This window comes from Bradyrhizobium sp. SEMIA, from assembly GCF_014844175.1.
Classification (GTDB): Bacteria; Pseudomonadota; Alphaproteobacteria; order Rhizobiales; family Xanthobacteraceae; genus Bradyrhizobium; species Bradyrhizobium arachidis.
On record NZ_CP046601.1, the window covers coordinates 1,122,597 to 1,147,324 of the forward strand.

Genomic DNA, 24,728 nt, shown 5'->3' on the forward strand with positions numbered 1-24,728 from the left:
ATGTAGCGGGGCCTGTCATCCTTCGAGACGCGCTGGCGCGCTCCTCAGGATGAGGACCCTGGCAGCGATCACCAGCTCGCCGGCAGCCGCTTCAGGCCGCGCAGCACGAAGGTCGGGCGCCATTCGGGGTTCTCGACGTCGTCGATCCGCAAGCCCGGCAGCCGCCGCAGCAGCGTCGCGATGGCGATCTCGGCCTCGATCCGCGCCAATTGGGCCCCCAGGCAGAAATGGATGCCGCCGCCGAACGACAGCGGCCTGACATTGGGCCTGGTAACGTCGAGCCGGTCGGGATCTTCAGGATAGACCGCCGGGTCGCGGTTGGCCGAACCGAGCAGGCACAGCACGGATTCGCCTTTGGGGATGGTCTTGCCGCCGAGTTCGACATCCTCCAGCGCGACGCGGCCGGTCATCTGCACCGACGAATCATAGCGCAGGAATTCCTCGATCGCCCCCACCATCAGCTCCGGCCGCGCCTTGAGCAGCGCGAGCTGGTCCGGATTGCGGTGGAGCGCAAGCAGGCCGTTGCCGATCAGATTGACGGTGGTCTCGTGGCCCGCGCCGAACAGCAGGATGATGTTGGCGGTCAGCTCCTCGTTGGTGAGCTTGTTGCCGTCTTCCTCGGCCTGCACCAGCTGGGTGGTGAGATCGTCTCCGGGACTGCGGCGGCGCAGCTCGAACAGCTGCTGGAAGTACATCTGCGCCATCATGTTGGCGGCATTGCCCTTGGCGATCTCCTCGGGCGACATCGGCACCGGATCAAGCAGCCGTCCGCCGTCGCGCGAGCTCTTGTAGAAGACCTCGCGATGATCCTCGGGAATGCCGAGCATGTCGCAGATGATGGTGACAGGCAGGCGGAAGGCGAAATCCTCGATCAGGTCCATGTGGCCGCGATCGATCACGGCATCGATGGTCTGGTCGACGATCTCCTGGATGCGTGGTCGCATGTCCTCGACGCGGCGGGCGGTGAACGCCTTCACGACGAGGCCGCGCAGGCGGGTATGGTCGGGCGGATCGGCTTGCAGCATCCAGTGACCCATGCTGCGGAAGATCGGCTCGTCCATGATCTGCGGGCCGTAGCGCCGCTTGGTGCGCTCGACAAAATCCTTGCCGAAGCGCTTGTCGCGCATCACGAGGCTGACGTCGGCATGGCGGCTGGTGACGAACTGGCCGAACGACGTCACATGGACCGGATCGATCGTACGCAGCCGGTCGTAATGCGGATAGGGATCGCGGATGAAGTCAGGCGACAGCGGATCGAACAGCGGTCCGCCTGCGGGTTGCACTTGCTCGTTCATGGTGACCTCACATCGGTTGCCGCATGACACGAATACGCCGGCAGCCCCTCTTTCGCGCAGCGTAACCATCCCTGAAATCATCAACTCGATACATTGTTGTATCGAGTTGCATTCTGCCCTAAACTGCGCCGATGTCAAGGGTAAGAACCAGGCCGACCAGGGACGACACGCGCGACAAGCTGTTCGAGGCGGCCGCGCGCGTGTTCGAGGCGGACGGCATCGGCGGCGCCAGCATCGAGGCAATCGCGGCCGCGGCGGGCTTCACCCGCGGCGCGTTTTATTCGAACTTCAAAAGCAAGGACGAATTGATCATCGCCATGCTCGAGGACCATGTCGAGCAGTCGATCCGGCGCAATATGGACATCCTGGCCCAGCACGACAATCTCGACGATTTCATCGCGGCACTGAAATCGATGGACCGCAGCAAGCAGGATCCCCTCGGCCGCTCACCCCTGCTCCACATGGAGATGATCCTGTTCGTCGCGCGCGCCGAGAAGCGCCGTCCCGAGCTTGCAAAACGGCTGCGCGCGCGGCGCAAGCTGGTTGCCGACATCGTCGAGGCGACCTTGAAGAACAAGCCGAGCGGCGAGACGCTAAACCCGCCCTGGATGGCCAGCGTCGTACTGGCGCTGGAAGACGGCTTCCGCCTGCACCGGCTGATCGATCCCGAGACCACGCCGGCCGACAGCTTCTTGCGCGCGATCACTGATTTGCGCCGCAGGACGGGACTGGCGTCGGACTAGAATCTTCGCATGCGCTAATCCGTCGCAGTCGGGGAACGCCTTGCGCAACGCGGTCTGAATCGGCCGCGGAACAGCGGAACGTGCCGATCTCTTCAATCACCGCGATCAGCGACAAGGCCTCCGTCGGAAGACGCGCAGCCGTCGAGATGAACGCGCCGTTTATCTTCATGACTCTTTCTCTCTCCCGCACGCGCGTTTGCAACTTTTGCCCGTCGTTGCTGTTGGCCCGGCATCGCAACACCAACTGGGAGGAAGGCACATGAAGAAGACCGCGTTGGTTCTGGCAACCGTCGGCACGCTCGGCGTGAGCGCCGTGGCAGCGCCAACGCCCGCGGAAGCCCGCTGGCGTGGCGGCTTCGGTCCGGCGCTGGCAGGCGGGTTGATCGCAGGCGCCATATTCGGCGGCCTCGCCTCTTCCGCTTACGCGTATGGTCCGGGTTACGGCTATTATGGCCCTGGTTACGGCTATTACGGCGGCGGCTACGCGCCGGCGTATTACGGCGGCTACGAGCCGTATCCCTGGGGCGGCTACACCACGACCTACTACAGCTCGGGTTATGCCCCGGCCTATTACGGCTACCGCTATCGCCGCGTCGTGCGTCCCGCTTTCGCCTATTACGGCGCACCGTTCCCGCGGCGGCACTTCTACCACCATCGTTGGCACCATCACTGGTGATGTGAAGCGCCAAGACAGGCCCGGCGCGGAACGCTGAGCCTCGGAAACCGAACAACCAGATCGATGCATCCGGCTTCGATCGAGAGCGTTCGTGCGCGCGGTCGCGTCGTTACGCAACCGCGCAACTGCAACCAAGCAACCCCAAGGAGATTCAGATGAACATGGGAAAGAACAAGTTCCTGCTGACGACAGCAGTGCTGCTCGCTGGTGTCAGCCTGGCATCGGCGCAAGGCATGCGTGAAGGTGCTGGCGGCGGAATGAGTGCGGGCGGCAGCGCAAGTGGCAGCGCAGCTGGCGGTGCCAGCGGAGGTGCTGCGGAACACTCCAGCGGCGCGAGCTCGCACGGTGCAGGTGGCGCCTCGCACAGCGAAGGAATGACGCAGGGCCGCGCCGGCGGTGGCCGGGCCGAGGGTTCCTCCGCGACGCAAGACAGCAGCCGGGCCGCCGACAAGGCCGACAAGCAGACGATCGGTCAGGGCCGCGAGCGCGACAACGCACGTCAGTCGCAATCCGAACCCGGCAAGCAGGGCAAGGACCAGACGATCGGTCAGAGCCGTGGCGATCGCGACCAGGCGCGTCAGTCCAAGTCCGAGAGCGACAAGAGCGGAAAGGATCAGACCGTCGGACAGAGCCGCAGCGACCGCGACCGTACGCATCAGTCGCAAGGCGCAGAGCAGAACAAGAGCACGACCACGGGCGCAATACCAGGGACAATGCCCGGGATAAGGCTGCGCAAGACAAGAACGCACAGGACAAGAACGCACAAGACAAGAATGCCCAGGGCAAGAATGCGCAGGGTCAGAGCACCACGACGACCGGCGCGAACACCAGGAATGACGCCCAGAGCAAGACCGCGCAGGATCCGAGCAAGACAACCACCGGCGCGAACACTGGCAATAACGCCCAAGGCCAGAACGCCCAAGGCCAAAACACGCAGGGCGCAACGACCGGCGCCAACACGCAAGGACAGGCCAACGCCCAGGCACAGACCCAGAGCGGGGCTACGCAGAGCATGTCCGGCCGCGTACAGGTGAATGCCCAGCAGCAGACCCAGCTGCAGCAGTCGGTGCTGAGCTCACGCAATGTGGACCGCGTGAGGGTCAACACCAATTCGCTCAACTTCCGCGTCAATGCCGGCGTGGTCGTGCCGCGGAACATCTCCGTGGTTTCGGTCTCGGCCTATCCCGCGCTGATCGACGTCTATCCTGACTACCGCGACGACAGCTTCTTCGTCGTCGATGACGAGATCGTCGTCACCGACCGGAGCCGCAGGATCGTCGACGTCATTCCCGCCGGACCGCGGACGCACTATGCTCGGAGCAGCAGCTCGACCGTTAGCGGTGGCGGCGGCAGCGTTGCCGCGCTGGATCTCAGCCCGGACGAGATTCGCGTCGTTCAGCGCGTCCTGATCGAACGCGGCATGCTGTCCGGCGAAGCCGACGGCGTTCTCGGGACGGATACGCGCAATGCGTTGATGACCTTCCAGAGACAGGAAGGCTTCCAGGCCACCGGCTCGATCGATACCCGCACGGTCACTGCGCTCGGCGTGTCGAACCAGATCAGCGCCACGCAAGGTCAGTCGACCACCGTCGGCCAGGGCGGCAACAACCAGTCGACGCCGCAGAGCACGACCGGGCAAAGCACCGGCCAGAGCAACGCGCCGGCGCAGCAGAACCAGACCACAGGTCAGGCTCCGCAGAACCAGCCGTCCACGACCGGCCAGGCTCAGCAGAACCAGCCGGCGAACCCGGGCCAGGCCAGCACGCAACCGCCATCGGGCCAGACCACCGGCCAGGCCCCGGCCCAGAGCAACACTCAGTCCACCAGTCAGCCCGGCACCAGCCAGAACACGCCGACTGGACAAACCAACCAGAACAATGCCCCGCCGCCTTCGACGTCAGGGCAGCCGGCCAAGAAGTACTGACGCGCTTCCGAGCCCCGCCTCCCGGCGGGGCTCTTTTTCTGCGGCCTGCCGCATTGAAAGCGATAGGCCGTAGCAAGCAGACCTGATGCTAGCGCGCCCTGGCCGCCCACACGCGCGTCCGCACGCAGTTGCGAGGCATTTGCAATCAAAAGAGCACAGTCGGCATTGGTGCCGTTGACTGACACAGAATTAATTTGCCCCCTGCGCTTCCAAAACGTAACTGCCGATCAAGGGCGACGTGATCCGGCAATGGCCGGGCGAGAAGGCGCTGCAACAACAAGCAAGAAAAGCAAGCGACGCGCTACTTTTCGTCCAGGAGACATCATTGCCCGGCATCGTCCATGTCGTGGATGACGACGCATCGTATCTGACGACCATCCAGCAACTTCTCGAGGCGAGCGGATACCGCGTCGCGATCTATGCGTCGGCGCAGCAATTGCTGGACCAGGCGCCAGACGAAAGCAAAGGCTGCATTCTTCTCGACGTCCGGATGCCGGGCCTTTCCGGACTCGAGCTGCAGCAGCGCCTGATGCAGCGCGGCTCGACGCTGCCCATCATCTTCCTGACCGCTTACGCGGACATCGGCATCACCGTGACGGCGATCAAGGCGGGTGCGGAGGACTTCCTCATCAAGCCTGTCAGCCCGGATGATCTGCTGCGGGCGATCGCACGCGCGATGGCGCGGCATGGCAACGCGCGCGCGCTCGACGGCGAAGTGGAGGTGCTTCGGCGCAGGCTATTGACGCTGACGCCGCGCCAGCGGCAGGTCTTCCAGATCATCGTGCGGGGCAAGACCAGCAAGCATGCCGGGCGCGAGCTTGGGAGCTCCGAGCGCACCATCAAGGCGCATCGGCGCGCGATCATGGAAAAGTTTCAGATCCAGTCGCTGGTGGAGCTGGTCCGGATTGCCGAACGGCTCGGCGTGCTCGGCGCGACGGACGAGCCGGCGGCGGACGCATAGGGCGATCTCTGCGTGCGAGCAGAAGCGACCCGGCAGCGCGAGAATCAGCCGCCGTTCAGCGTATTGCTGATCCGGGTGACGATCGCATCCCATTGCCGCTTCTCGGCGGCCGGATAGTTGATCAGCACGCAGTGGACGTAGCGGCTGGCGAAATTGCAGCGGTCGTACCAGATCTTGCCGCGCCGGATGCTGGAGACCACGAAGAAGCGCGGTGTGACGCGCTTGTAGATGATGCCGGCCGGCGGGTTCTTCCTGGCCAGGAACGCCCGCGGTGAGCCGCCGTCGTTCGGGACGGCCTGCACCGTGAGGTCCGCACGGCCGTCGCCTGTCCGGTACTGCACGCCATATCCGTCGGGCCGGCCCGCTTCTTCGGTGAAGATGGACGCGGGAATGTCGACACTGGTTCCGCTCTCGGGAATGCGATAGCTGCTCCAGCTCTCCGCGCCGGCGGCAGCCGGCAACGCGCAGAGCATGATCAGGATTGCGGCGGTCTTCTTCATCATGTTGCTGCTCTTGTGCCGGTTGGTTGGATGGTAGCCGCCCGGCCGCAACAACGTGGGGAATAGCCGGACGTTCCGATCCGGAAAAAGTACCCCGGCCCGATGGCGTTCGAAGAAACGCATCGAAGCGACGATACGCTAGATCCTTCGGCTCGGCGACCTTCGCGTCAGTATCGTAGGGTGGGCAAAGCGAAGCGTGCCCACCATTTCTCTCGAAATCATTGACAGGTGGTGGGCACGGCGCAGTGCGCCTCTGCCCACCCTACGATTCCGAGTTCGCGGAGATCCCCCTCACATCCCTCGCAGCAGCTCGCTCAGCGGCCGCTTTTGCCCTTGTTCGTGGGCAAGGGGCAATTGGTGCAGACGCTGTCGTCGCACATCCGGCAGATCGTGAAGCGATCCATCTCGGATGTGTCCTGCCTCGCCAGCAGCTCGTGGATCAGCGTCTCAAGCCGCTTCGTCTCTGCAGGCGACAGCACATCCAGAAGCGACGCGACGGCTGAAATCCTTGAGGTCATCAACTCGTTCCGCATCGCCGCGCCCGTGGCGGTGAGGTGCAAGGCGATCTCGCGGCCGTCCTTTCCGGCGCGGCGCTCGACGAGCCGATCCGAGACCAGACGGTCCACCAGGCGGACGGTGCCGGAATGCGACAGGCCGAGGATGCGCCGCAGCTTGTCGTTGGTCATGCCCTGGCCGTAGCCGATGACGACGAGCGCCGCGGGCGTCTCGCCACCCCGGCCTATGACCTCGCGCGCGCCCTGCTCGATCCGATCCATGACCGCGAGCGAGAGCGCTCCCAGCAAATTCGCGATTCCCGTTTCCATACCCGCAACAATATGTGCGCTGCGCACAAAAAACAACTTGACCAGACATGTGTGCTACGCACATATTCGCGCGCAAGAAACGACGACATGGAGAATGACGATGAATCCGAGCAGCGCTGCGCGGACGACACCAACGGCCACCGTCGGTGAACCCGCCCTGAAATACGTAGAGGCCAATGGCGTGCGGTTCGCCTATCTCGAACAGGGGACCGGTCCTCTCGTGATGTTCCTGCACGGATTTCCCGACAACGCCTGGTCCTATCGCAAGCAGCTGCAGGTCTTCGCCGATGCCGGGTATCGTGCGGTCTCGCCGTTCCTGCGCGGCTACGCGCCGACCGGGATTCCCGCGGACGATGTTTTCGACCCCATCGCGCTCGGCAGGGATCTCGAAGCGCTCATTGCGGCGCTGAGCGAGGACGGACAAGCCTGCGTCGTCGGCATGGATTGGGGTGGCACGTCGACCTTTCAGGCGCTGGCCACGGCGCCATCGTCGATCAAGGCCGCCGTGGTGATGAACACGGCCCACCCGATCACGTTCTCGAGCATCAGGCGCGATCCCGAAATCGTTCGATCCATCTTCCACGTCTACTTCTTCCAGCTGATCGGCGCCGAGTCGGCGGTCAATATCGAGGGACTGCCCTTCGTCGACTATCTCTGGAAGCTGTGGTCACCGGCCTTCGACAACGAAGCGCATCTCCGTTCGGTCAAGGAGACGCTCAGCTCGCCGGGCACGATGGCGGCGGCGCTCAAATATTATGGCGGCCTCACCGAAGCGAGCCGCATGGGCCGGCTGCCGATCAATGACATGCACACGCCGACGCTGACGATCTATGGCAGCAACGATCCGACAGCGAAATATTCGGTGAAAGAGGAGCGGCTGTTCAAGGGACCGCACAAGCGCGTCGTTCTGCCTGATGTCGGGCACTTCCCGCACCTCGAGCGTGAGGCTGAAGTCACCGGCCTGATCATGGACTGGTTCAGGACGCACGCATCCGCCTGAAAGCAATCGCGGACGCCGGACGACGCCGCACGATCGATCTCATTCTCTCAGCAGGAGTGCACGCAATGGACATCGGGACACAGCAGAAATACGCAGAGACGTTTCTTGGTCTTCACAGGACAGGCGATCCGCTCGTTCTGTTCAACGCGTGGGACGCCGCTACCGCCAAGGCGATTGCGAAGGCGTCGGCCGCCATCGCGACCAGCAGCGGAGCGGTCGCCTCCGCCCTTGGCTACGCCGACGGAGAAAATGTCCCGCTCGACGTGGTGGCCGGCCTGGTGTCGCGGATCACCGCGACCGTCCCGGTTCCGGTATCAATCGATCTGGAGGCGGGATATGGCGACACACCGGATGCCGCCGCGACGTCGGCGACGAAAATTCTGCAAGCCGGCGCCGTCGGCATCAATATCGAAGACGGGCTCTCCGGCGGAAAGCGCCAACTCGTCAGCCCCGAACAGCACGCCGCGAAGATCAAGGCGGTGCGAAAGGCCGCGCAAGATTTCGGCGTTCGCCTGTTCATCAATGCCAGGACCGATCCGTTTCTGCTGAAATTCGGATCGCCGGAGGAATGCCTGAACGAAGCGGCTCGGCGCGCGAAGGTCTATGCCGAGGCCGGCGCCGACGGGATTTTCGTTCCCGGCCTCACCGACCTCGCGCTGATCGAGAAGCTGGTTCAGCTCACGCCGCTGCCGGTCAACATCATGGTGACGCAAGGTGTTCCCGAAATCCCCGATCTCGCCCGCGTCGGCGTTCGGCGGGTGAGTCTCGGGCCGTGGCCCATGATGGCAGCGATGCGTGTCATCGGACAGGCCGCCGCGGGGGTCGCAGCGAGCAAGCAATACGGCACGTTCCTGCAGCCGAACGCCTGAGCCGACCTCTCAGGCCGCGCTACGCCGACCGCTTCACCGCCTCGCGTCCCGCCGCCACATCGAGCCGGCCGAGCATCGCCCTCGCCTGCTCGGCGCAGTGCTCGATCAGCCAGCGCTCCAACGCGACCGGCGCGAGCGCGGGGGCGTAGAGGAAGCCTTGCACGACGTCGCAGCCGAGCTCGGCCAGCGTCCTGCGCTGGCCTTCGGTCTCGACGCCTTCGGCGACGACGGTCATGCCGAGGCCCTGGCCGACACGGACCACGGCGGTGGCGATCGCGAGCGCGCCCGCGTCCTTCTCGATGTCGCGCATGAAGCTGCGGTCGATCTTGAGCTCGCGGATCGGCAGATGGGCGAGACGGCTGAGGCTGGAATAGCCGGTGCCGAAATCATCGACCGAAAGCCCGACGCCGAGCTCGCGGATCGCGTTCATGGTCTCGAGCGCGGCGACGCTGTCCTGCATGAACGCGCCCTCGGTGATCTCGAGCATGAGGGCATCCGGCGGCAGATCGTGTTCGGCGAGGATATCCTTGAGCCGCGCGGCCAGCGTGACGTTGCGGAAGTTGATCGGCGACAGGTTCACCGAGACGCTGGGAATGTTGAGCCCGGCGCGGCGCCAGCTCGCCATCTGTCGGCAGGCCTCGCGCACCGACCACAGGCCGATCTGCTCGATCAGGCCGCACTCCTCGGCGAGCGGGATGAATTTTGCGGGCGAGACGTCGCCGAGCACGGCATCGTGCCAGCGCGCCAGCGCCTCGACGCCGTGGATGGCGCCGTCACAGCTGCGGATCTGCGGCTGATAGCTGAGGCTGAGCGCGCCCTCGGCGATGGCCTTGCGCAGCGCCGCGATCAGCGCCAGCCGCTGCTCGGCGAGGCCGTTCATCTCGACGCTGAAAATGCGATGGGTGGAGCGGCCGGCCTGCTTGGCCATGTACATGGCGGCGTCGGCCTGCTGCATCAGCGTGTCGATGTCGGTGGCGTGGTCGGGATAGAGGCTGATGCCGATGCTGGCCGACATCGGCATCAGTTTCGATCCGAGCCTCAAGGGTGCGGCCAACGCCTCCGTGATTCCTGACGCGACGCGCTCGGCGTCCTGCGCGTTACGCTTCGGCAGCAGGATGACGAATTCGTCGCCGCCGAGCCGTCCCAGCATGTCCTCGGGACCGATATGCTCGCGCAGGCGCTGCGCGAGCTGGATCAGCAGCTCGTCGCCGGCCGCGTGGCCGAGCGTGTCGTTGACGTCCTTGAAATGATCGACGTCGAGGAAGGCCAGCGCGACGTGACTGCCGGTCGAGCAGGCATCGATCGCAGTGGTGATGAGATGCCGCAGCTGCGCGCGGTTCGGCAGGCCGGTGAGGATGTCGTGATAGGCAAGCCGCGCGATCTCGGCGCGCGCCTCCTTGCGCTCGATCGCGAAGGCGCCGAGATCGACGCAGGCGTCGACGATGCGGCGGTGCCAGTTGCTCGGCGCGCGCGGCTCGCGAAAATAGAAGGCGAAGGTGGCGATGACCCGGCCATCCTTGGCCTTGATCGGCGTCGACCAGCAGGCGCGCAGGCCAACTTCGAGCGGGCGCGTCTTGTAGGGCTGCCAGCGCGGATCGGTGTCGAGATCTTGCGCCAGCACCGGCTCGCCGTAGAAGGCGGCGGTGCCGCAGGAGCCGACATCGGGACCGATCGCGATGCCGTCCAGTGCGCGGGAATAATCCTCGGGCAGGCTCGGTCCGCCGAGCGGATGGACCAGGCCCGCGGCATCGACGTGAAGCAGCGAGCAGACGACGTCAGGCGCGATCTCCTCGACGCGGCGGCACAGCCTGTCGGCGATGTCGGTGATCGGAACCTCATCGGCAAGCGCGCTCATGATGAGCTGCTGGAGCGAGCGCAGCTGCTTGGTCTCGGTGATGTCCTCGAGCAGTGCGAAGATGTGCCTGACCCGCCCCTTCTTGTCGCGGAAGGCGTCGATGCGGGCGCTGACCCAGATCTCCTCGCCGTGCTTGTTGTAGACCAGCGTCTCGATTTCGCCGCGCGGGCCGCCGGCCATCAGGCGCCTGACGAGCTTTGCGACGGCATTGCGATCGGTGTGACAGCCGGCGATGAGCTCGCCGGCGCGGCGGCCCTCGGCCTGGTCGCTGCTGTAGCCGAACAGTGTCGTGAAGGAGGAATTGACGTAGACGATGTTCTGCTCGACGTCGGTGATGATCACCGCGCGATTGGTCTGGTCGGAGACGGCGTGGAGCAGCCCGATCCTGACACGGCGTTCGGCGTCGGCGGTGACGTCGCGCGCGAACACGATGCGATGGGCGGTGCCGCCGACGGTCGCGGGCGACATCGACACGAGCGCCTTGATCCGGCTGCCGTCGCGGCGCACGAGGCTGATCTCGCCACGGAAGTCCGGGGCGGCGTCGGCATGAAGGCATTTGAGCGTGAGAATGCCGGCATCGCGGCCGAGCACCTCACTTCGCGTAAGCTTCCAGATCCGCTCCGCGGCGCCGTTGAAATGCGTGATGCGATGCGCCGCGTCGACGATGACGATGCCATCGTCGGCGCATTCGAGCGCGGCGCGCAGCACATCCGGAATTTCGGTCACAACACAATCGGAAGCGGACATCGTCTGACCCGGCGGGGATCGGGAAAATGCGGCAATCAGCCCGGGGTTAACGCTTTGATGGTGTCCAAGACGTTTTTGCGACCCGCCGTCAGCCGCCCAACATGCGACATGCTTAACGTTCCGCGAAAGCTGCGAAGATATCTTTGATGTTCGCGGAACCTATTCGGCGCCGGTTCCCGCTCGCACCCTGTGCAGCTGACCGGCCACGGCCCGCACCTTGCGCGGCGCTGCCTGCCAGATCGCGAGCGCCGACAATCCGCTGACGAGAATGGCGATGCCGAAGGCGAGCGTGTAGTCACCGGCGCGATCGTAAAGAAACCCGGTCACCCACGGTCCCGCCGCGCCGCCAGCCAATGCCGCCAGCATGATCGTGCCAAAAATGCTGCCCTGGTGCCTGCCCTGGAAGATCTCGAACACCACCGCGCCCATGATCGAGGTGAGGCCGTAGCCGAGCGCGCCTTGCGTGAACACCATGATGTAGACGAGCCACAGCGAGGGCTGGAACTTCAGCGCCATCAGCGCCGCGAAGCAGATCGCGAAGCCGACACAGCTGATCGCCCAGACCCATTCCCGCCCGATCCGGTCGGAGACGTGGCCGAGCCATATCTGGCCGGGAATGCCGAGCAGGCTGACAATGCCGAGTGCCCACACCGCGACGGAAGGACTGAAGCCGATATCAAGCAGGAATTTGGTCTGATGCACTTGCACCGCGTACCAGATGTAAAGGCCGCAGAAATAACCGAGCGCGATCCACCAGAAGCGCGCGGTCGCAACCGCGCGCTTGAGCGTCCACTCGGTCGCGACCCAGGCGGGATCGACGACGTTCGAGACCAGCTTGGCGGCGCCGGACGCCTGAGCAGCGTCGCCATCGGGCTGAAGGCCGATATCCTCGGGGCGCTTGTGCAGCAACAGGTTGATCGGCGCCAGCACGATCAGGAGCAGCAGGCCCATCGCCGTGCAGGCGGTGCGCCAACCGGTCTGCTCGATCATGTGCTGGACCCATGGCAGCAGCGTCACCGAGCCGAGGCCGACGCCGGCAAAGGCGATGCCGATGGCAAAGCCGCGCTTGCGGATGAACCAGTTCGGCAGGAACAGCGATTGGCCGGAATAGCCGAGACACACGCTGCCGGCGCCGACCATGACGCCGAGCGTCACATAGAGATGCCAGGGCACGCTGGTCAGCGGCGCCAGCAGCAGCCCGCCGCCCATCAGCACCACGCCGAGCTCCATCACCGCGCGGGGACCGGCGCGATCCATCAGCCGCCCGATCAGCGGGCTCGCCACGGCAGAGGCGACGAAGCCGAACGAGAACGCGCCCGCGGTGACGCCACGCTCCCAGCCGAACTCGGAGATGATCGGCGGAAAGAACAATGAGAATGCGGTGCGCGCGTTGACGCCGATCGCCATGGTGACGAAGGTCACGGCGACCACGACCCAGCCGTAGAAGAACCGAAGCCGCATGGTGTGTTTCATCCCTGGACGATCCTACCGACCATCCGGGGATACGCAGGTCAAGCGATTTTCGCGCATGTGCGCTCGGCGCAGGTCAATCGCTCTGAACATTCACATGCGGTCGTCATGCCCGGGCTTGTCCCGGGCATCCACGTTCTTTGTGCTGCGGCGAAGGCGTGGATGGCCGGGTCATAGCGAGCGGAAGCGACGCCGTCCTTCGGACGGCTATGCCCGGCCATGACGCTGTGGAAGCGAGGCGCGCTCAGGCGGCGTCGCGCTGCGTCGTGCGAACGGGCACGTCGAATTCGATCTGGTCGACCGGCACCGGCCTGCCGAACAGGTAGCCTTGCGCAAAGTTGACACCGAGCGCGGTCAGCCGCTCGAATTCCTCGGCTGTCTCGACGCCTTCGGCGGTGACCGACATGTCGAGCCCGCGCGCCAGCGTCACGATCGAGGAGATGATGGCGGATGAGCGTGGCTGGTGCGTGAGGTTGCGGATGAAGGACTTGTCGATCTTGATCTTGTCGAACGGGAATGCGGTGAGATAGCTCAGCGACGAATAGCCGGTGCCGAAATCGTCGAGCGCGAGCTCGATGCCGATGCTCTTCAGCCGCTCCATGAAGGCGTGGTTCTCGACACCGCGCTCCAGCAGCACCGATTCCGTGATCTCGATTTCGAGCCGCTGCGGCGGCAGGCCGGAGTCGGCGAGCGCGGCGCAGATCATCTCGAACAGCTCGGCTTCCTTGAACTGGATCGGCGACAGGTTGACCGCGACCATCAGATTGGAGGGCCAGCCGGCCGCATCGGCGCAGGCGCGCCGCAGCACGAATTCGCCGAGCGGCACGATCAGCCCGGTCTCTTCGGCAAGCGCAATGAACTGGTCGGGCGGGATCAGGCCGCGGCTCGGATGCCGCCAGCGCACCAGCGCCTCAAAGCCGCGGTGCGCGCCGGTGAGCGCATCGACGAACGGCTGATAGTGCACTTCGAGCTGGCATTGCGCGATGGCATCGCGCAAATCGCCTTCCAGCATGTTGCGCGCCTCGAGCTCGGCCGACATCGCCTCGTCGTAGACGGTGTAGCAGTTGCGGCCCGCCGATTTCGAACGGTACAGCGCAAGGTCGGCCTTCTTCAGGAGCTGCTCCTGGTCGCTGCCGTGATCCGGCGCGATCGCAATGCCGATGCTGGTGCCGATCTCGACGCGATGGCCGGGCAGCAGGAACGGCTCGGCCACGAGCTTGGCGATCCGCGCTGCGAGCTCGGTCGCGCAGGCGCGCTGGTCCTCGCTCCCTTCCTGGATGATGGCGAACTCGTCGCCGCCGAGCCGCGCCAGCACGTCGCCGGCGCGCAATGCGGATCTCAGCCGCTGGGCCACCTGGCGCAGCAGCACGTCGCCAGCGCCGTGACCGAGGGAATCGTTGACGTTCTTGAAGCGGTCGAGATCGAGCATCAGGATCGAGAAGGCCGCGCCGGCATCGTCGAGCTGGCCGTTGAGCTCGTCGAGCCGGGCGAGGAAGAAGGCGCGGTTGGGCAAGGCGGTCAGGATGTCGGTCTGGGCGAGCTCGAGCACGCGCCGGTTCGCCAGCGACAGCCGTCGCGAATTGCGGCTGGCGAGCATCAGATAGGTCGACAGCGACAGCGTGAGCAGCAAGCCGACGATGAGGACCGCGGCCGCGCGGTCATAGACCGTCTCCAGCGCGCCGCCGGCCGTCGGCATGGCGCGCACCTGCCAGTCGGTGTCCCCGATCTTGAGACCGCCCGACCAGTGCAGCATCCGCGCGACGTCGCGCATCGACTGCGGCGCAGTGGCGGCCGACGAGAAATCCGGCAGCATGTACTCGAGGCTGACGATCTGCCCCGTGAAGGGCGGATAGACGTTGACGCTCACCGCAGGACTTGCGCCGGTGGTCACGCGAATGGTGTGGAGCAGCAGAGGCAGGTCGAAGACGCCGACGACGAAGCCGGTGAGATTGCGTCGCCGGTCCGCGACCGTCTCGCGCGACGTGCCCTTGGCATAGACGGGAAGCGCCACGAGCACGTCGGGCAGCCGGCCGCCCTCCTTCGGCTCGAACAGGCGCGTGCGAATGGCGGCGACCCGGTCGTTGTCGCGCGCCCGCTCCAGCGCCGCACGGCGCTCCGGGATGGTCGCGTAGTCCATGCCATAGACCTGCGAGGTCTTCGGCTGGGTCGAGTAGAACACCGGGAAATATTCGTCACCCTGCGGCGCGGTCGCGAGGGCCTCGCCCTGAAGCGACTTGACGCGATAGCCGGACACCCCGTCCGTGATCGCGGCAGCCTCGTATTCGGCGCGCTCCTTGCGGTTGACGCGCGGCAACCATGCGATGCGCAGCATGCCAGGATGGCGCTCGAACAGGCGGGCGCTGAAGGTCTCGAATTCGCTGCGGGTGATGTCCTCGTTGGTGGATTCGAACAGCGTACGCAGCGCGACCAGCCGCGAGATATACTCGCTCATGCCGTTCTGCATGACGATGGCTTCGGTCTCGGCCGCGTTCTCGAACTCGATCCGGTTGACGCGGCCTTCCCAGCGCGCGACGGCGGCGGCGCCCACGATCGAGAACAGAAGCCCGACGGCGACGGCGACGAGCGCAGGGCGATAGAGCCCGAGCAGCGGCGCGGCACGCCACCATCCGGTCACACGCTTCCGATCCTGATCGTTCTGATCGCGACCGCCCATCTTGATCCCGCAAGTCCCCCTCGGCGCGCCGGTGCGAACTTCTGGTTGAGCCGCCGGCGCGACTATCGGACAAGGATCGCGGTTAAGAACTGGACAATATCGGAACCCGCGTGGTCCGCATCACGCGGCTTAGTTAACGATTGCCCCCGCAAGTTTCGGCAGTCTGGACATAACTTGCCGGTTTTCCCCGGAGTCATACGGACTCGCTGGTCATCGAGCGGTTAGCGACCTGTTCAGGGCCGCAGACTTATCTTTCCACCAAGCGCATTCAGCATCCGGCAAAGCATCCTCATGACACAATCGCGATCCGCGACATCTGTCGCCCTGGCCATCGCATGGCTGGCCGCGCTGATGCTTCCGGCGAGGTGCGAGGAGGCCGGCGTCAGCGAGGACGCGATCCTGTTCGGCCAGGCCGCCGCTCTCGAAGGCCCCTCCTCCGCGCTCGGACAGCGCATGCGGCAAGGCATCGTCGCGGCGTTCACCGAGATCAACGCCAAGGGCGGCGTTCATGGCCGCAAGCTCCAGCTCATCAGCCGCGACGACGGCTACGATCCCGACCGCTCGACGGCGCAGACGCTGCGCCTGATCGACGAGGACAAAGTGTTCGCACTGATCGGCGCGGTGGGAACGCCGACCGCGATGGCGACGATCCCGATCACCAGCACCAGGAACATTCCCTTCATCGGCCCGTTCAGCGGCGCCGAATTCTTGCGCGACCTCGAGCTCGCCAACGTCGTCAATATCCGCGCCAGCTATGGCGCGGAGGCCGAGGCCTGGATCAAGCACCTCACGGAGGATCGCCACTTCGCCCGCATCGGCATCTTCTACCAGGACGATTCCTTCGGCCGCGACGGTCTTGCCGGCGTGAAGCGCGCGCTCGCCAAGCGCGGGCTCGAGCTCGCCGCCGAAGGCACCTTCGAGCGCAACACCCGCGCGGTCGGCTCGGCCTGGCGCACCATCAAGCGCGCCGAGCCCGAGGCCATCGTCATGGTCGGCACCTACGGTCCCTGCGCGGAGTTCATCAAGCTCGCGCATCGCAGCGGCTCCTACCCGACCTTCGTCAACGTCTCCTTCGTCGGCGCCAATGCGCTCGCCAAGGAGCTCGGCCCCGAGGGCGAGGGCGTCATCGTCTCACAGGTCGTGCCGTTTCCCTGGGACCACTCGCTCAAGCTCGTCGCCGACTACCAGGCGGCACAGAAGGCGATCGACCCGACGCTGACGCCGGATTTCGTGTCGCTCGAAGGCTACCTCTCCGGCCGCCTCGCCGCCGCAGCGCTGGAAAATGCCGGACCGCAACCGACGCGCGCGGGCCTGCTACGCGCCATCAACGATGTCGGCCGCTTCGACATCAGCGGCAGCATCGTCACCGTCGGCGTGCGCGCACTCGACACGCCACCAAAAGTGTTCTTGACGGTGATCGAGAAGGACGGGACATTCAAGGCGGTGGATCGGCTGTAGGGGTTAATGAGATTGAGACTCCACTAGCGCACCGATGAAGGTGCGAACGGAGAGAGCGGCACTTGTTGGCGAGAGGGGCGTTAGGGCCGCCGCGTCCAGCGATCGGCGTTGACGGCGCCCTGAGGCACCTCGCCTTTGACGATGGCCTCCACCTGCCGCACGGTTTCCAGCGACTGGTATTCGATCGCCTGCGGCGTCAGGCCGCCGACGTGAGGCGTCGCGATGACGTTTGGCAGTTTCGCGAGCTCCGGCGTCGGCATCTGGTCGGGCGCGCGGCCGACATCCATCGCCGCTCCAGCGATGCGGCCCTCGAGGAGCGCCTTGGCGAGCGCGGCCTCGTCGACGAGATTGCCGCGCGAGAGATTGACGAAGACGGCATGCTTCTGCATGCGCGCCAGCGCCGCCTCTCCGATCAGGTTCTCGGTCTGCTCGTTGGCGATGGCAAGGCAGACGACGTAGTCCGCTGCGGAAAGGAGCTCGTCGAGGCTGACGTGCCGGATCGCGCTGTCGCTGACATCAGCGAAGGGATCGGCGACCAGCACCTCCATGCGCAGCACCTTTGCGATCTCGGCGAGATAACGCCCGATGCTGCCATAGCCGATGATGCCGATGCGGCTGCCGGCGAGCTGGCGGCCCATCCGCGCTTCCGGCTTGCGGCCGGCCTGGTAGTCGGCGGTGGTCCGCGACACGCCGCGGGAGAGATCGACCATGAAGCCGAGCGCGAGCTCGGCGACGGCCTGCACGAAGCCGGGCCCGGCGCGGGTCACGAGCACGCCGGCGTTCGAGGCCGCTTCCACATTGACGTTGCGGATATCGACGGCGCAGCGGACGAAGGCGCGCAGGCGCGGGAGCTGCGCAAAGATCTCGCCGCGTCCCTCGGTCATGCGATCGGCGACGATGATGTCGGCATCTTTTGCTGCGCGCGCGAGCCCGGTTGCGTCCAGAGTCTCGTCGCTCTCGTGCAGGATCACCTCGGCGGCCGCGCGCAGGCCGTTCAAGCTGCGATCGCCGTAGTAATTGCGCCGCATCTCCGGCGTGTGCGCGAGCAGGACCTTCACGACAAGACTCCTTCAGTAGCCGAATGCCCGCGGCAGCGCGGTCGAGAGCCATGGCACGAAGGCGATGACGAGCAGGCAGAGGAACAAGAGGCCGAGATAGCCCATGATCGGCTTCACGGTCTGCTCGATCGGCACGTTGCCGATCAGGCAGGCGCCGTAGAGCCCGAGCCCGAGCGGCGGGGCGAACAGGCCGATGCCCATCGCGATGACGAGCACCACGCCGAAATGCAGGGGATCGACGCCGAGCTGCACCGCGACCGGCAGCAGCAGCGGCCCAAAGATGATCAGCGCGGCCGCGCCTTCCAGCACCGAGCCCATCACGATCAGCACGGCGATGGCGAGCAGGATGAACAGCCAGACGCCGGAGGTCTTGGAGAGGCCGAGCATGAAATCGCCGACCGCATGCGGCACCTGCTGCAAGGTCAGCGTGAACGCCAGCGACTGCGCAGCGGCAACGATGAACAGCACCAGACCCGCACGCGTTGCCGCCTGGACGAAACTGTGCGCGGCCGATCTGAAGCCGAGCTCGCGGAACACCACGCTGCCGACGACGAGCGCATAGGCGACCGCGAAGGCGGAGATTTCCGTGGCCGTGGCAAAGCCGCTCTTGAAGCCGAAGAAGATCATGAAGATCAGGCCGAACGAGGCGATCGCGCCGCTCCAAAGGCCCGACACCGGCGCCTGCGGCGCGATGTCCTCGGCGTCCGCCGGCGGCTTGCCGAAGATGATGGAGACCGCGATCAGCACCAGCGCCATCAGCGCGGCAGGCAAGAGCCCGGCCATGAACAGGCCGCCGATCGAGAGGTTCGCGACGAAGCCGAGGATGATCAGGTTGATGCAGGGCGGAATGGTTTCCGCCATCACTGCGGACGCCGCCAGCAGCGCGACCGCACCGCCCGGATTCTGCTTCGAGCGGCGCGCGGCGGGGATCAGCACCGAGCCGACCGCGGCGACGTCGGCCATCTTCGAGCCTGAGATGCCCGAGAACAGCACCATCGAGGCCACCATCACGACGTTGAGGCCGCCGCGCATGCGTCCCACCGCGCGCTGCAACAGCTCGATCAGGCGCACCGACATGCCGTTGGCTTCCATGAGGTAGCCGACGAGGATGAAGAAGGGAATCGCGAGCAGCACGAAATTGTCGATGCCGCGCGCCATCTGCTGGGCGAAGATGACGCCGGGCAGCGCGCCCTCGACCCAGATGAAGATCAGCGCGGCCAGCGCCAGCGCAAAGCCGATCGGCAGGCCGCCGAACAGCGTTGCGAAGAAGCCGATCAGCATCAGCGTGCCCGCCGAGGGCACCGACGACGGCGAGAGGTAATCCCAGGCGAGATAAAGGCCGGTGACGATGACGATCGCAATGAGGCCCCTGACGATGTCGGGAAGCGGCCTTGCGCAGAGATGGTCGATCGCGAACACCGTCATGAACAGGGCGCCGACGCCCATCGGGTAGAAGGTCAATTCCAGCGGCAGGCCTGAACCGGTGGTCTGGCCGGCGGTGAGCGAGCCAAGCTTGATCGCGTTGTAGGCGACATAGCCGGAGATCAGCACGATCAGCAGCGCGCTGGCGGCATCGACCAGCGTGCGCAGCCGCACCGGCAGCAGGTCGCGGAAGAAGGACACGCCGACATTCTCGCCGCGCGCGAGCGCGCTCGCCGCGCCGAAGAAGGCCGAGCCGACCATCAATCCGCGCGCGACATCGTCCGACCACTCGACCGGCGCGTTGAAGAAGAAACGCAGCAGCACGGAGGCGCACACCACGACGAGATCGGCGGCGAGCAGGATGGCCGCAATCGCGTCGCTGACGCGAAGCAGCAGGGTGATGCTCCCGTGGCGGCCGCCCGAGACGGGCACGGCGGCGGTCATCGTCATCTCAGGCTTGCGTCGCGCGGATCATGTCGATGACCGGTTTGGATTCCGGCCGTGCCCTGACGAAGTTCTCGATCTGCGGCGCGACGCGCTTCTTGAAGGCCTCGCGGTCGCATTCGGCGACCGTCACGCCCTTCTCGGTCAGGGCCGCCAGCGCCTCCTTCTCGACCGCGAGCCCATGGGCGCGGGTGTCGGCCGCGGCCTTCTTGGCGGCATCGAGGAAGCCTTCGCGCAGCTTCGGATCCATGCGGTTATAGGTCATGTCGCTGAAATAGATCGCGAGCGGCGAGAAATTGTGCTGCGTCAGCGCGTAGAACTTTGAGGTTTCGAAGAACTTGCTGGCGAGGATCGTCGGCGGATCGTGCTCGAGGCCATCGAGCACGCCGGCCTGCAAGGCCGTGTAGATCTCGCCGAAGGCCAGCGGCGTCGCGGCGGCGCCCATCAGGCGCAGGCATTCGGTGATGACGGGATTGGGCAGGGTGCGAATCTTGAGACCGGCGAGATCCTCCGGCGTCTTCACCGGCTTCTTCGCCAGCACGCTGCGCGAGCCGAAATTATAGGCCCAGGCGATGATGCGGATGTTGCCGCCCTTGAGCAGTGCGTCCTCGATCGGCTTGGCCGCGCCGGAATCGAACGCCTTGGTCTGCTGCGGAAAGCTCGAGAACAGAAAACCGAGGTCGAAGGTGCCGACCAGCGGCACCAGGTTGGCCGAGATCGACGAGCCCGACACCATGAGGTCGATGACGCCGAGCTTGACCGAGTTGATGACGTCGATCTCCTGGCCGAGTTGATTGTCCGGGAAGAAGGCGACCTCGACCTGCTCGCCGAGGCCGTTGCCCTTCAGATTCTTCACGAGGTTATCGTAATAGACGCGGCCGTTGGCGTATTTGGGATCGTTCGGCAGCGAGGAGGAGCATTTCAGCTTCAGCGTCGCAGCTTCGGCGCGGCCGATGATGGCGGGAGAGAGCACGAGGCCGGCGGTGACCGCCGCCGATGACTTGATGAACGCGCGACGGTTCACGGGCACGATGGTCATGGTGCGGTCTCTCCCAAGCATTCTTGTTTACGGCCGCGATCGTTGTCGCGGCCTGTTGCGCAGACTGTATGGCCAAAGCGACGGGGCAGGCAAGGGTTGGGCCCGGACCTCGCAAAGCCGCGCGCGGCGAATGGCGACGGCACGCGCGAGCAGCGAAACGGTCATGTTTTGCGGGATTCGCGATGCGGATGGGCCCACGGCGCGGGACGTGAGAGAGCACGCCATGCAGCGGCGGGGATCAATCCAATTGGCGCATGGATCAATGCGCAATTCACATGGATGGCGCCAGAACGATGCTTCCCGCTCCGGCAGACGCCCTGCCCCATTTTGCCGCAGCGGGCAGCGTGATCCAGCGCACAGACAGTGTCATGGCACAGACGTAGAAAAGGTGACATCATCGCGCGCATTGCCGATGGAGGTGACACCATGCGCCGTCCAGTCCTTTGCAATTTGCTTCTTGCATCCGGCCTTCTTGCATTCACGCAATTGATGACACCGACGGAGGCCGCCGCCGAAGCAAGGCTCGCGCTCGTGATCGGCCAGTCCGCCTATCGCACCGTGCCGGAACTGCCCAATGCCGCCAACGACGCCAAGGGCATGACCGAGCTGCTCGGCAATGCCGGCTTCACCGTCACCACGGCAGCCAATCTCGGTCAGAACGAGATGCGCGCGGCGATCTCGGATTTCGCCGGCAAGGTCAGCGCCAGCGGCGCCGACACCGTCGCGCTGGTGTTTTATGCCGGCCATGGCCTGCAGATCGACGGCGAGAACTATCTGGTGCCCGTCGACCTCGACCCCAAGCGCGAGGCCGACATTCCGCTCCAGGGCGTGCGGCTCAACGACCTGCTCAACACGCTCGGCGCGCTGCCGACGCGGGCGCGCATCTTCATGCTGGACGCCTGCCGCAACAATCCGTTCCCCGCGCTCAGCGCGCCGGCCATGGGCTTGCGATCGTCGACACCAAGGCCGGCGCGCCCGGCTCGTTCATCTCCTATTCGACCTCGCCGGGCGCGGAAGCCGAGGATGGCAACGGCATCGACAGCCCCTACACCACGGCCGCGCTGGCCATCGCTAAGCAGCCGAACCTGCCGATCGAGGAAGTGTTCAAGCGCATCCGCGTCGCGGTGGCGCAATCGACCGACGGACGGCAGATCCCCTGGGAAAGCTCCTCGCTGACGACCGATTTCAGGTTCTTCGGCGGCGAGAGCAGTTCGTCGTCCCTGCCGGGCGCATCATCGATGGCGCTCGCCAGCGGCACACGCAGCGTCGAGGACTGGCGCAAGGATTTGCAGGGCAAGGACGCCAAGGCGGCCTATGAGATCGTGATCGCTGACGACACCGTGCAGGCCTATCAAGCCTATATCGAGCTCTACGCTCAGGACGCCCGCACACCGCGCTTGCGCACCGTGCTGGAGCGTCGGCGCCAGATGCTGGCCTGGGAGCGCGCCACCGCCATCAACACCCGCGCCTCGTTCGAGGCCTATCTCGCCAACTGGGACAACAGCGACCTGGCTGCTACCGCGCGCAGGCTGCTGCTCCGGGTTCAGAACCGCAACTATGCCTTGCCGGTCGCGGCCGCGGCGGCCCCTGCCCCGATCGCCGTCGCATTGGCGCCGACCTGCCCGTGCTCGACGCCGACGGGCCCGGCTTCGCCGGTCAACCCCGACGTGGCGCCCATCATCAAGAAGCGCGTCGACGACACGCCGCCAAAGCGCAAGGTCGACGAGACCCCGCCGAAGCGCAAGGTGGTCGAGACACCGCCGAAGCCGCGCCGGCCGCCGCCCGACGAAGTGGTCTACGAGCGCGCACCACCGCCGGATCGCGGCCCACCGCCCGGCGCCATCATGCAAGGCATCGGCATTGGGATCGGCATCGGCATGGGCATGGGTGGCGGCCGCGGCGGCGACTACCACAACGACCGCGGCCGGTACTGAGGCAGTCCACCGCACTGCGAAGAATGTCCGCAAGCCCATGGCTTGCGGACATTCTTGTTGATGACGGAGAAGTGGCTCGATCCGCCGCTCTCCTCTCCGGAAATGCTGTAGTCTGATCGGCCACCGCCAGCCTTTCCGGAGACGACCCATCAATGCCGCACGACGCTCACGCCAAGGGATCATCGAAGCACGCCTGGCCGCTGTTCAGCTCGCTCGCGTCCTACGCCCTGCCCGGCGATCTGATGGCGGGGCTGACGCTGGCGGCGATCGCGATCCCCGAGCAGATGGCGACCGCGCGGCTCGGCGGTTTTGCGCCGCAGATCGGCTTCTTCGCCTTCATGGCGGGCTCGCTGGGATTTGCGCTGCTCGGCGGCAACCGCTTTCTGTCCTGCGGCGCCGATTCCACGATCACGCCGATCTTCGCCGGCGGACTCGCTGCGCTGGCTGCGGCCGGTACGCCGGAATATCAGGGCCTCGCGATCGCGCTGGCGCTGATGGTCGGCGCGATGATGCTGGCGGGCGGCGCATTCCGGCTCGGCGGCATCGCCAATTTGTTGTCGGTGCCGGTCATGGTCGGCTTCCTCGCCGGCATCTCCGTCCACATCATCGTGTCCCAACTGCCGGGTGTGCTCGGGCTGCCATCGCCGAGCGGGCCGACGCTCGATCGCATCGGCGTGCTCGCAAGCGAGATCGGCCGAACCAATCCCATCACGTTCTGTATCGGCTTCGGTGTGCTCGCCGTGGTCTTCATCTCCGAGAAGATCAGCGCGAAAATTCCGGGCGCACTGATCGGGCTGGTCGGCGCGACGCTGGCCACGATCGCGCTCGGCCTCGAAAGCAAGGGCGTCAGCGTCGTCGGCAGCGTGCCCGGCACGTTGCCGCGGCCGACCTTCCCCGAGCTTGCGCCGGAGCTGTGGGTGCGGCTGGTGCCACTCGCCTTCGTCATCACGGTCGTGGTGATGGTGCAGACCGCCGCGACGACGCGCTCGTTCCCGTCCGATCCTGATAAGCCGGCCGATGTCGACCGCGATTTCCTCGGCGCGGGGGCCGGCAGCGTCTTGGCCGGCCTGTTCGGCGCGTTTCCGGTCAATGCCAGCCCGCCGCGGACGGGCATTGTCGCCGAGACCGGCGGGCAGTCGCAGCTTGCGGGCCTTGCCGCAGCAGTGATCGTGCTGGCGCTACTCGCGTTCGGCACCGGGCTGTTGCAGCACGTGCCGGACGCCGCGCTGGGCGGCATCCTGCTGTTCGTGGCGCTGCGCATCATCCGCGCCAAGCAGATCGCCACGATCTACCGGCAGTCGTTCGGCGAGTTCCTGCTGATCGTGGCCACCGCCGCGCTGATCATCGTACTGCCGATCCAGCAGGGCGCCTTCCTCGGCATCGCACTGTCGCTGCTGCACGGCATCTGGAGCACCACGCGCGCCAGGCTGGTCGAGTTCGAGCGCGTGCCGGGCACCACCATCTGGTGGCCGGCGCATCCGCACCTCCCCGGCGAGCGCATCGCCGGCGTTGCCGTGATTGGCCTGCAGGCGCCGCTGTCGTTTCTCAACGCGCCGGGTTTCCGCAGCGACGTGAGCAAGGTGCTCGGCACGGCGACGCCGCAACTCTTGGTGCTGGAGGCGAGCGGCATGGTCGAGATCGACTTCACCGCCGCGCAGATATTGCTCGACGTGTTCAAGGTATGCAGCGAACAGGGCGTTACCGTCGCGCTGGCGCGGCTGGAATCGGTGCGCGCGCAGGACGCGTTCGAGCGGTTCAGACTGTTCGATGCCCTGCCCCGCGAGCACGTCTTCCACAGCGTGGACGAGGCTGTGCGGAAGCTGGCGAAGTAACCG

General features: G+C 65.8%; 17 protein-coding genes and 1 pseudogene. 9 read left to right on the forward strand and 9 right to left on the reverse strand.

Annotated features, from left to right (window positions below):
* Positions 1-68: 68 nt before the first annotated feature.
* Positions 69-1,295, reverse strand: a complete 1,227-nt coding sequence (locus FOM02_RS05395) for a cytochrome P450 (RefSeq protein ID WP_027560550.1) — start codon at positions 1,293-1,295, stop codon at positions 69-71.
* Positions 1,296-1,426: 131 nt separating this feature from the next.
* On the opposite strand from FOM02_RS05395, the gene FOM02_RS05400 reads away from it, so the two are divergent.
* The 4 genes from FOM02_RS05400 to FOM02_RS05415 all read left to right on the forward strand — a co-directional run bounded on the left by FOM02_RS05400 (position 1,427) and on the right by FOM02_RS05415 (position 5,599).
* A complete protein-coding gene (locus FOM02_RS05400; protein ID WP_027560551.1) occupies positions 1,427-2,038 on the forward strand; it encodes a TetR/AcrR family transcriptional regulator in 612 nt (203 codons plus the stop codon).
* 259 nt (positions 2,039-2,297) lie between these two features.
* Positions 2,298-2,714 (forward strand): hypothetical protein, encoded by a 417-nt coding sequence (locus FOM02_RS05405; RefSeq protein ID WP_036055976.1) that lies wholly within the window; start codon positions 2,298-2,300, stop codon positions 2,712-2,714.
* Between the two features lie 1,012 nt (positions 2,715-3,726).
* Complete coding sequence (locus FOM02_RS05410) at positions 3,727-4,638, forward strand: peptidoglycan-binding protein (RefSeq protein WP_265441493.1); 912 nt, start codon at positions 3,727-3,729, stop codon at positions 4,636-4,638.
* Between the two features lie 325 nt (positions 4,639-4,963).
* Entirely contained in the window at positions 4,964-5,599 is a 636-nt protein-coding gene (locus FOM02_RS05415) for a response regulator transcription factor (protein WP_027560553.1), read from the forward strand.
* A gap of 44 nt (positions 5,600-5,643) precedes the next feature.
* Here FOM02_RS05415 and FOM02_RS05420 read toward each other — a convergent pair whose 3' ends face one another.
* Both FOM02_RS05420 and FOM02_RS05425 read right to left on the reverse strand, forming a co-directional pair.
* Positions 5,644-6,099 (reverse strand): hypothetical protein, encoded by a 456-nt coding sequence (locus tag FOM02_RS05420; RefSeq protein WP_027560554.1) that lies wholly within the window; start codon positions 6,097-6,099, stop codon positions 5,644-5,646.
* Positions 6,100-6,413: 314 nt separating this feature from the next.
* Positions 6,414-6,902, reverse strand: coding sequence for a MarR family winged helix-turn-helix transcriptional regulator (locus tag FOM02_RS05425; RefSeq protein WP_231164102.1), 489 nt, complete (start codon positions 6,900-6,902; stop codon positions 6,414-6,416).
* 121 nt (positions 6,903-7,023) lie between these two features.
* On the opposite strand from FOM02_RS05425, the gene FOM02_RS05430 reads away from it, so the two are divergent.
* Both FOM02_RS05430 and FOM02_RS05435 read left to right on the forward strand, forming a co-directional pair.
* Positions 7,024-7,923: an alpha/beta fold hydrolase gene (locus FOM02_RS05430; RefSeq protein WP_027560556.1), complete on the forward strand. Its 900-nt coding sequence runs from the start codon at positions 7,024-7,026 to the stop codon at positions 7,921-7,923.
* A 65-nt stretch (positions 7,924-7,988) separates the two neighbouring features.
* Positions 7,989-8,792: an isocitrate lyase/PEP mutase family protein gene (locus FOM02_RS05435; protein WP_027560557.1), complete on the forward strand. Its 804-nt coding sequence runs from the start codon at positions 7,989-7,991 to the stop codon at positions 8,790-8,792.
* Between the two features lie 19 nt (positions 8,793-8,811).
* On the opposite strand, the gene FOM02_RS05440 is transcribed toward FOM02_RS05435, so the two are convergent.
* The 3 genes from FOM02_RS05440 to FOM02_RS05450 form a co-directional block, all read right to left on the reverse strand.
* Positions 8,812-11,394 carry an EAL domain-containing protein gene (locus FOM02_RS05440; RefSeq protein ID WP_027560558.1) on the reverse strand — a complete coding sequence of 861 codons (2,583 nt, stop codon included), beginning with the start codon at positions 11,392-11,394 and terminating at the stop codon, positions 8,812-8,814.
* A gap of 159 nt (positions 11,395-11,553) precedes the next feature.
* A complete protein-coding gene (locus tag FOM02_RS05445; RefSeq protein WP_108914473.1) occupies positions 11,554-12,855 on the reverse strand; it encodes an MFS transporter in 1,302 nt (433 codons plus the stop codon).
* 253 nt (positions 12,856-13,108) lie between these two features.
* Positions 13,109-15,538: an EAL domain-containing protein gene (locus FOM02_RS05450; protein WP_027560560.1), complete on the reverse strand. Its 2,430-nt coding sequence runs from the start codon at positions 15,536-15,538 to the stop codon at positions 13,109-13,111.
* Positions 15,539-15,829: 291 nt separating this feature from the next.
* Between FOM02_RS05450 and FOM02_RS05455 the strand changes: the two genes are divergently transcribed.
* Entirely contained in the window at positions 15,830-16,996 is a 1,167-nt protein-coding gene (locus FOM02_RS05455; protein WP_027560561.1) for an ABC transporter substrate-binding protein, read from the forward strand.
* Between the two features lie 80 nt (positions 16,997-17,076).
* On the opposite strand, the gene FOM02_RS05460 is transcribed toward FOM02_RS05455, so the two are convergent.
* Genes FOM02_RS05460 through FOM02_RS05470 form a run of 3 tightly spaced genes read right to left on the reverse strand, consistent with a single transcriptional unit; the run spans position 17,077 to position 20,959 of the window.
* A complete protein-coding gene (locus FOM02_RS05460) occupies positions 17,077-18,054 on the reverse strand; it encodes a hydroxyacid dehydrogenase (RefSeq protein WP_027560562.1) in 978 nt (325 codons plus the stop codon).
* 12 nt (positions 18,055-18,066) lie between these two features.
* Entirely contained in the window at positions 18,067-19,920 is a 1,854-nt protein-coding gene (locus tag FOM02_RS05465) for a TRAP transporter large permease subunit (protein ID WP_027560563.1), read from the reverse strand.
* Between the two features lie 7 nt (positions 19,921-19,927).
* The gene (locus FOM02_RS05470) at positions 19,928-20,959 is read right to left on the reverse strand and encodes a TRAP transporter substrate-binding protein (protein WP_027560564.1); all 1,032 of its coding nucleotides are present in this window, start codon (positions 20,957-20,959) and stop codon (positions 19,928-19,930) included.
* Between the two features lie 426 nt (positions 20,960-21,385).
* On the opposite strand from FOM02_RS05470, the pseudogene FOM02_RS05475 reads away from it, so the two are divergent.
* Together FOM02_RS05475 and FOM02_RS05480 are read left to right on the forward strand one after the other, a co-directional pair.
* Positions 21,386-22,893, forward strand: a pseudogene (locus tag FOM02_RS05475) (caspase family protein).
* Between the two features lie 152 nt (positions 22,894-23,045).
* Positions 23,046-24,725 carry a SulP family inorganic anion transporter gene (locus tag FOM02_RS05480; protein WP_027560566.1) on the forward strand — a complete coding sequence of 560 codons (1,680 nt, stop codon included), beginning with the start codon at positions 23,046-23,048 and terminating at the stop codon, positions 24,723-24,725.
* Positions 24,726-24,728 lie beyond the last annotated feature (3 nt).

Coding starts and splice junctions, on each gene's coding strand:
- FOM02_RS05430 (WP_027560556.1), top strand. CDS start 7,024: ATGAATCCGAGCAGCGCTGCGCGGACGACACCAACGGCCACCGTCGGT.
- FOM02_RS05440 (WP_027560558.1), bottom strand. CDS start 11,394: ATGTCCGCTTCCGATTGTGTTGTGACCGAAATTCCGGATGTGCTGCGC.
- FOM02_RS05410 (WP_265441493.1), top strand. CDS start 3,727: ATGTCCGGCCGCGTACAGGTGAATGCCCAGCAGCAGACCCAGCTGCAG.
- FOM02_RS05450 (WP_027560560.1), bottom strand. CDS start 15,538: ATGGGCGGTCGCGATCAGAACGATCAGGATCGGAAGCGTGTGACCGGA.
- FOM02_RS05445 (WP_108914473.1), bottom strand. CDS start 12,855: ATGCGGCTTCGGTTCTTCTACGGCTGGGTCGTGGTCGCCGTGACCTTC.
- FOM02_RS05455 (WP_027560561.1), top strand. CDS start 15,830: ATGACACAATCGCGATCCGCGACATCTGTCGCCCTGGCCATCGCATGG.
- FOM02_RS05435 (WP_027560557.1), top strand. CDS start 7,989: ATGGACATCGGGACACAGCAGAAATACGCAGAGACGTTTCTTGGTCTT.
- FOM02_RS05470 (WP_027560564.1), bottom strand. CDS start 20,959: ATGACCATCGTGCCCGTGAACCGTCGCGCGTTCATCAAGTCATCGGCG.
- FOM02_RS05465 (WP_027560563.1), bottom strand. CDS start 19,920: ATGACCGCCGCCGTGCCCGTCTCGGGCGGCCGCCACGGGAGCATCACC.
- FOM02_RS05395 (WP_027560550.1), bottom strand. CDS start 1,295: ATGAACGAGCAAGTGCAACCCGCAGGCGGACCGCTGTTCGATCCGCTG.
- FOM02_RS05420 (WP_027560554.1), bottom strand. CDS start 6,099: ATGAAGAAGACCGCCGCAATCCTGATCATGCTCTGCGCGTTGCCGGCT.
- FOM02_RS05405 (WP_036055976.1), top strand. CDS start 2,298: ATGAAGAAGACCGCGTTGGTTCTGGCAACCGTCGGCACGCTCGGCGTG.
- FOM02_RS05400 (WP_027560551.1), top strand. CDS start 1,427: ATGTCAAGGGTAAGAACCAGGCCGACCAGGGACGACACGCGCGACAAG.
- FOM02_RS05480 (WP_027560566.1), top strand. CDS start 23,046: ATGCCGCACGACGCTCACGCCAAGGGATCATCGAAGCACGCCTGGCCG.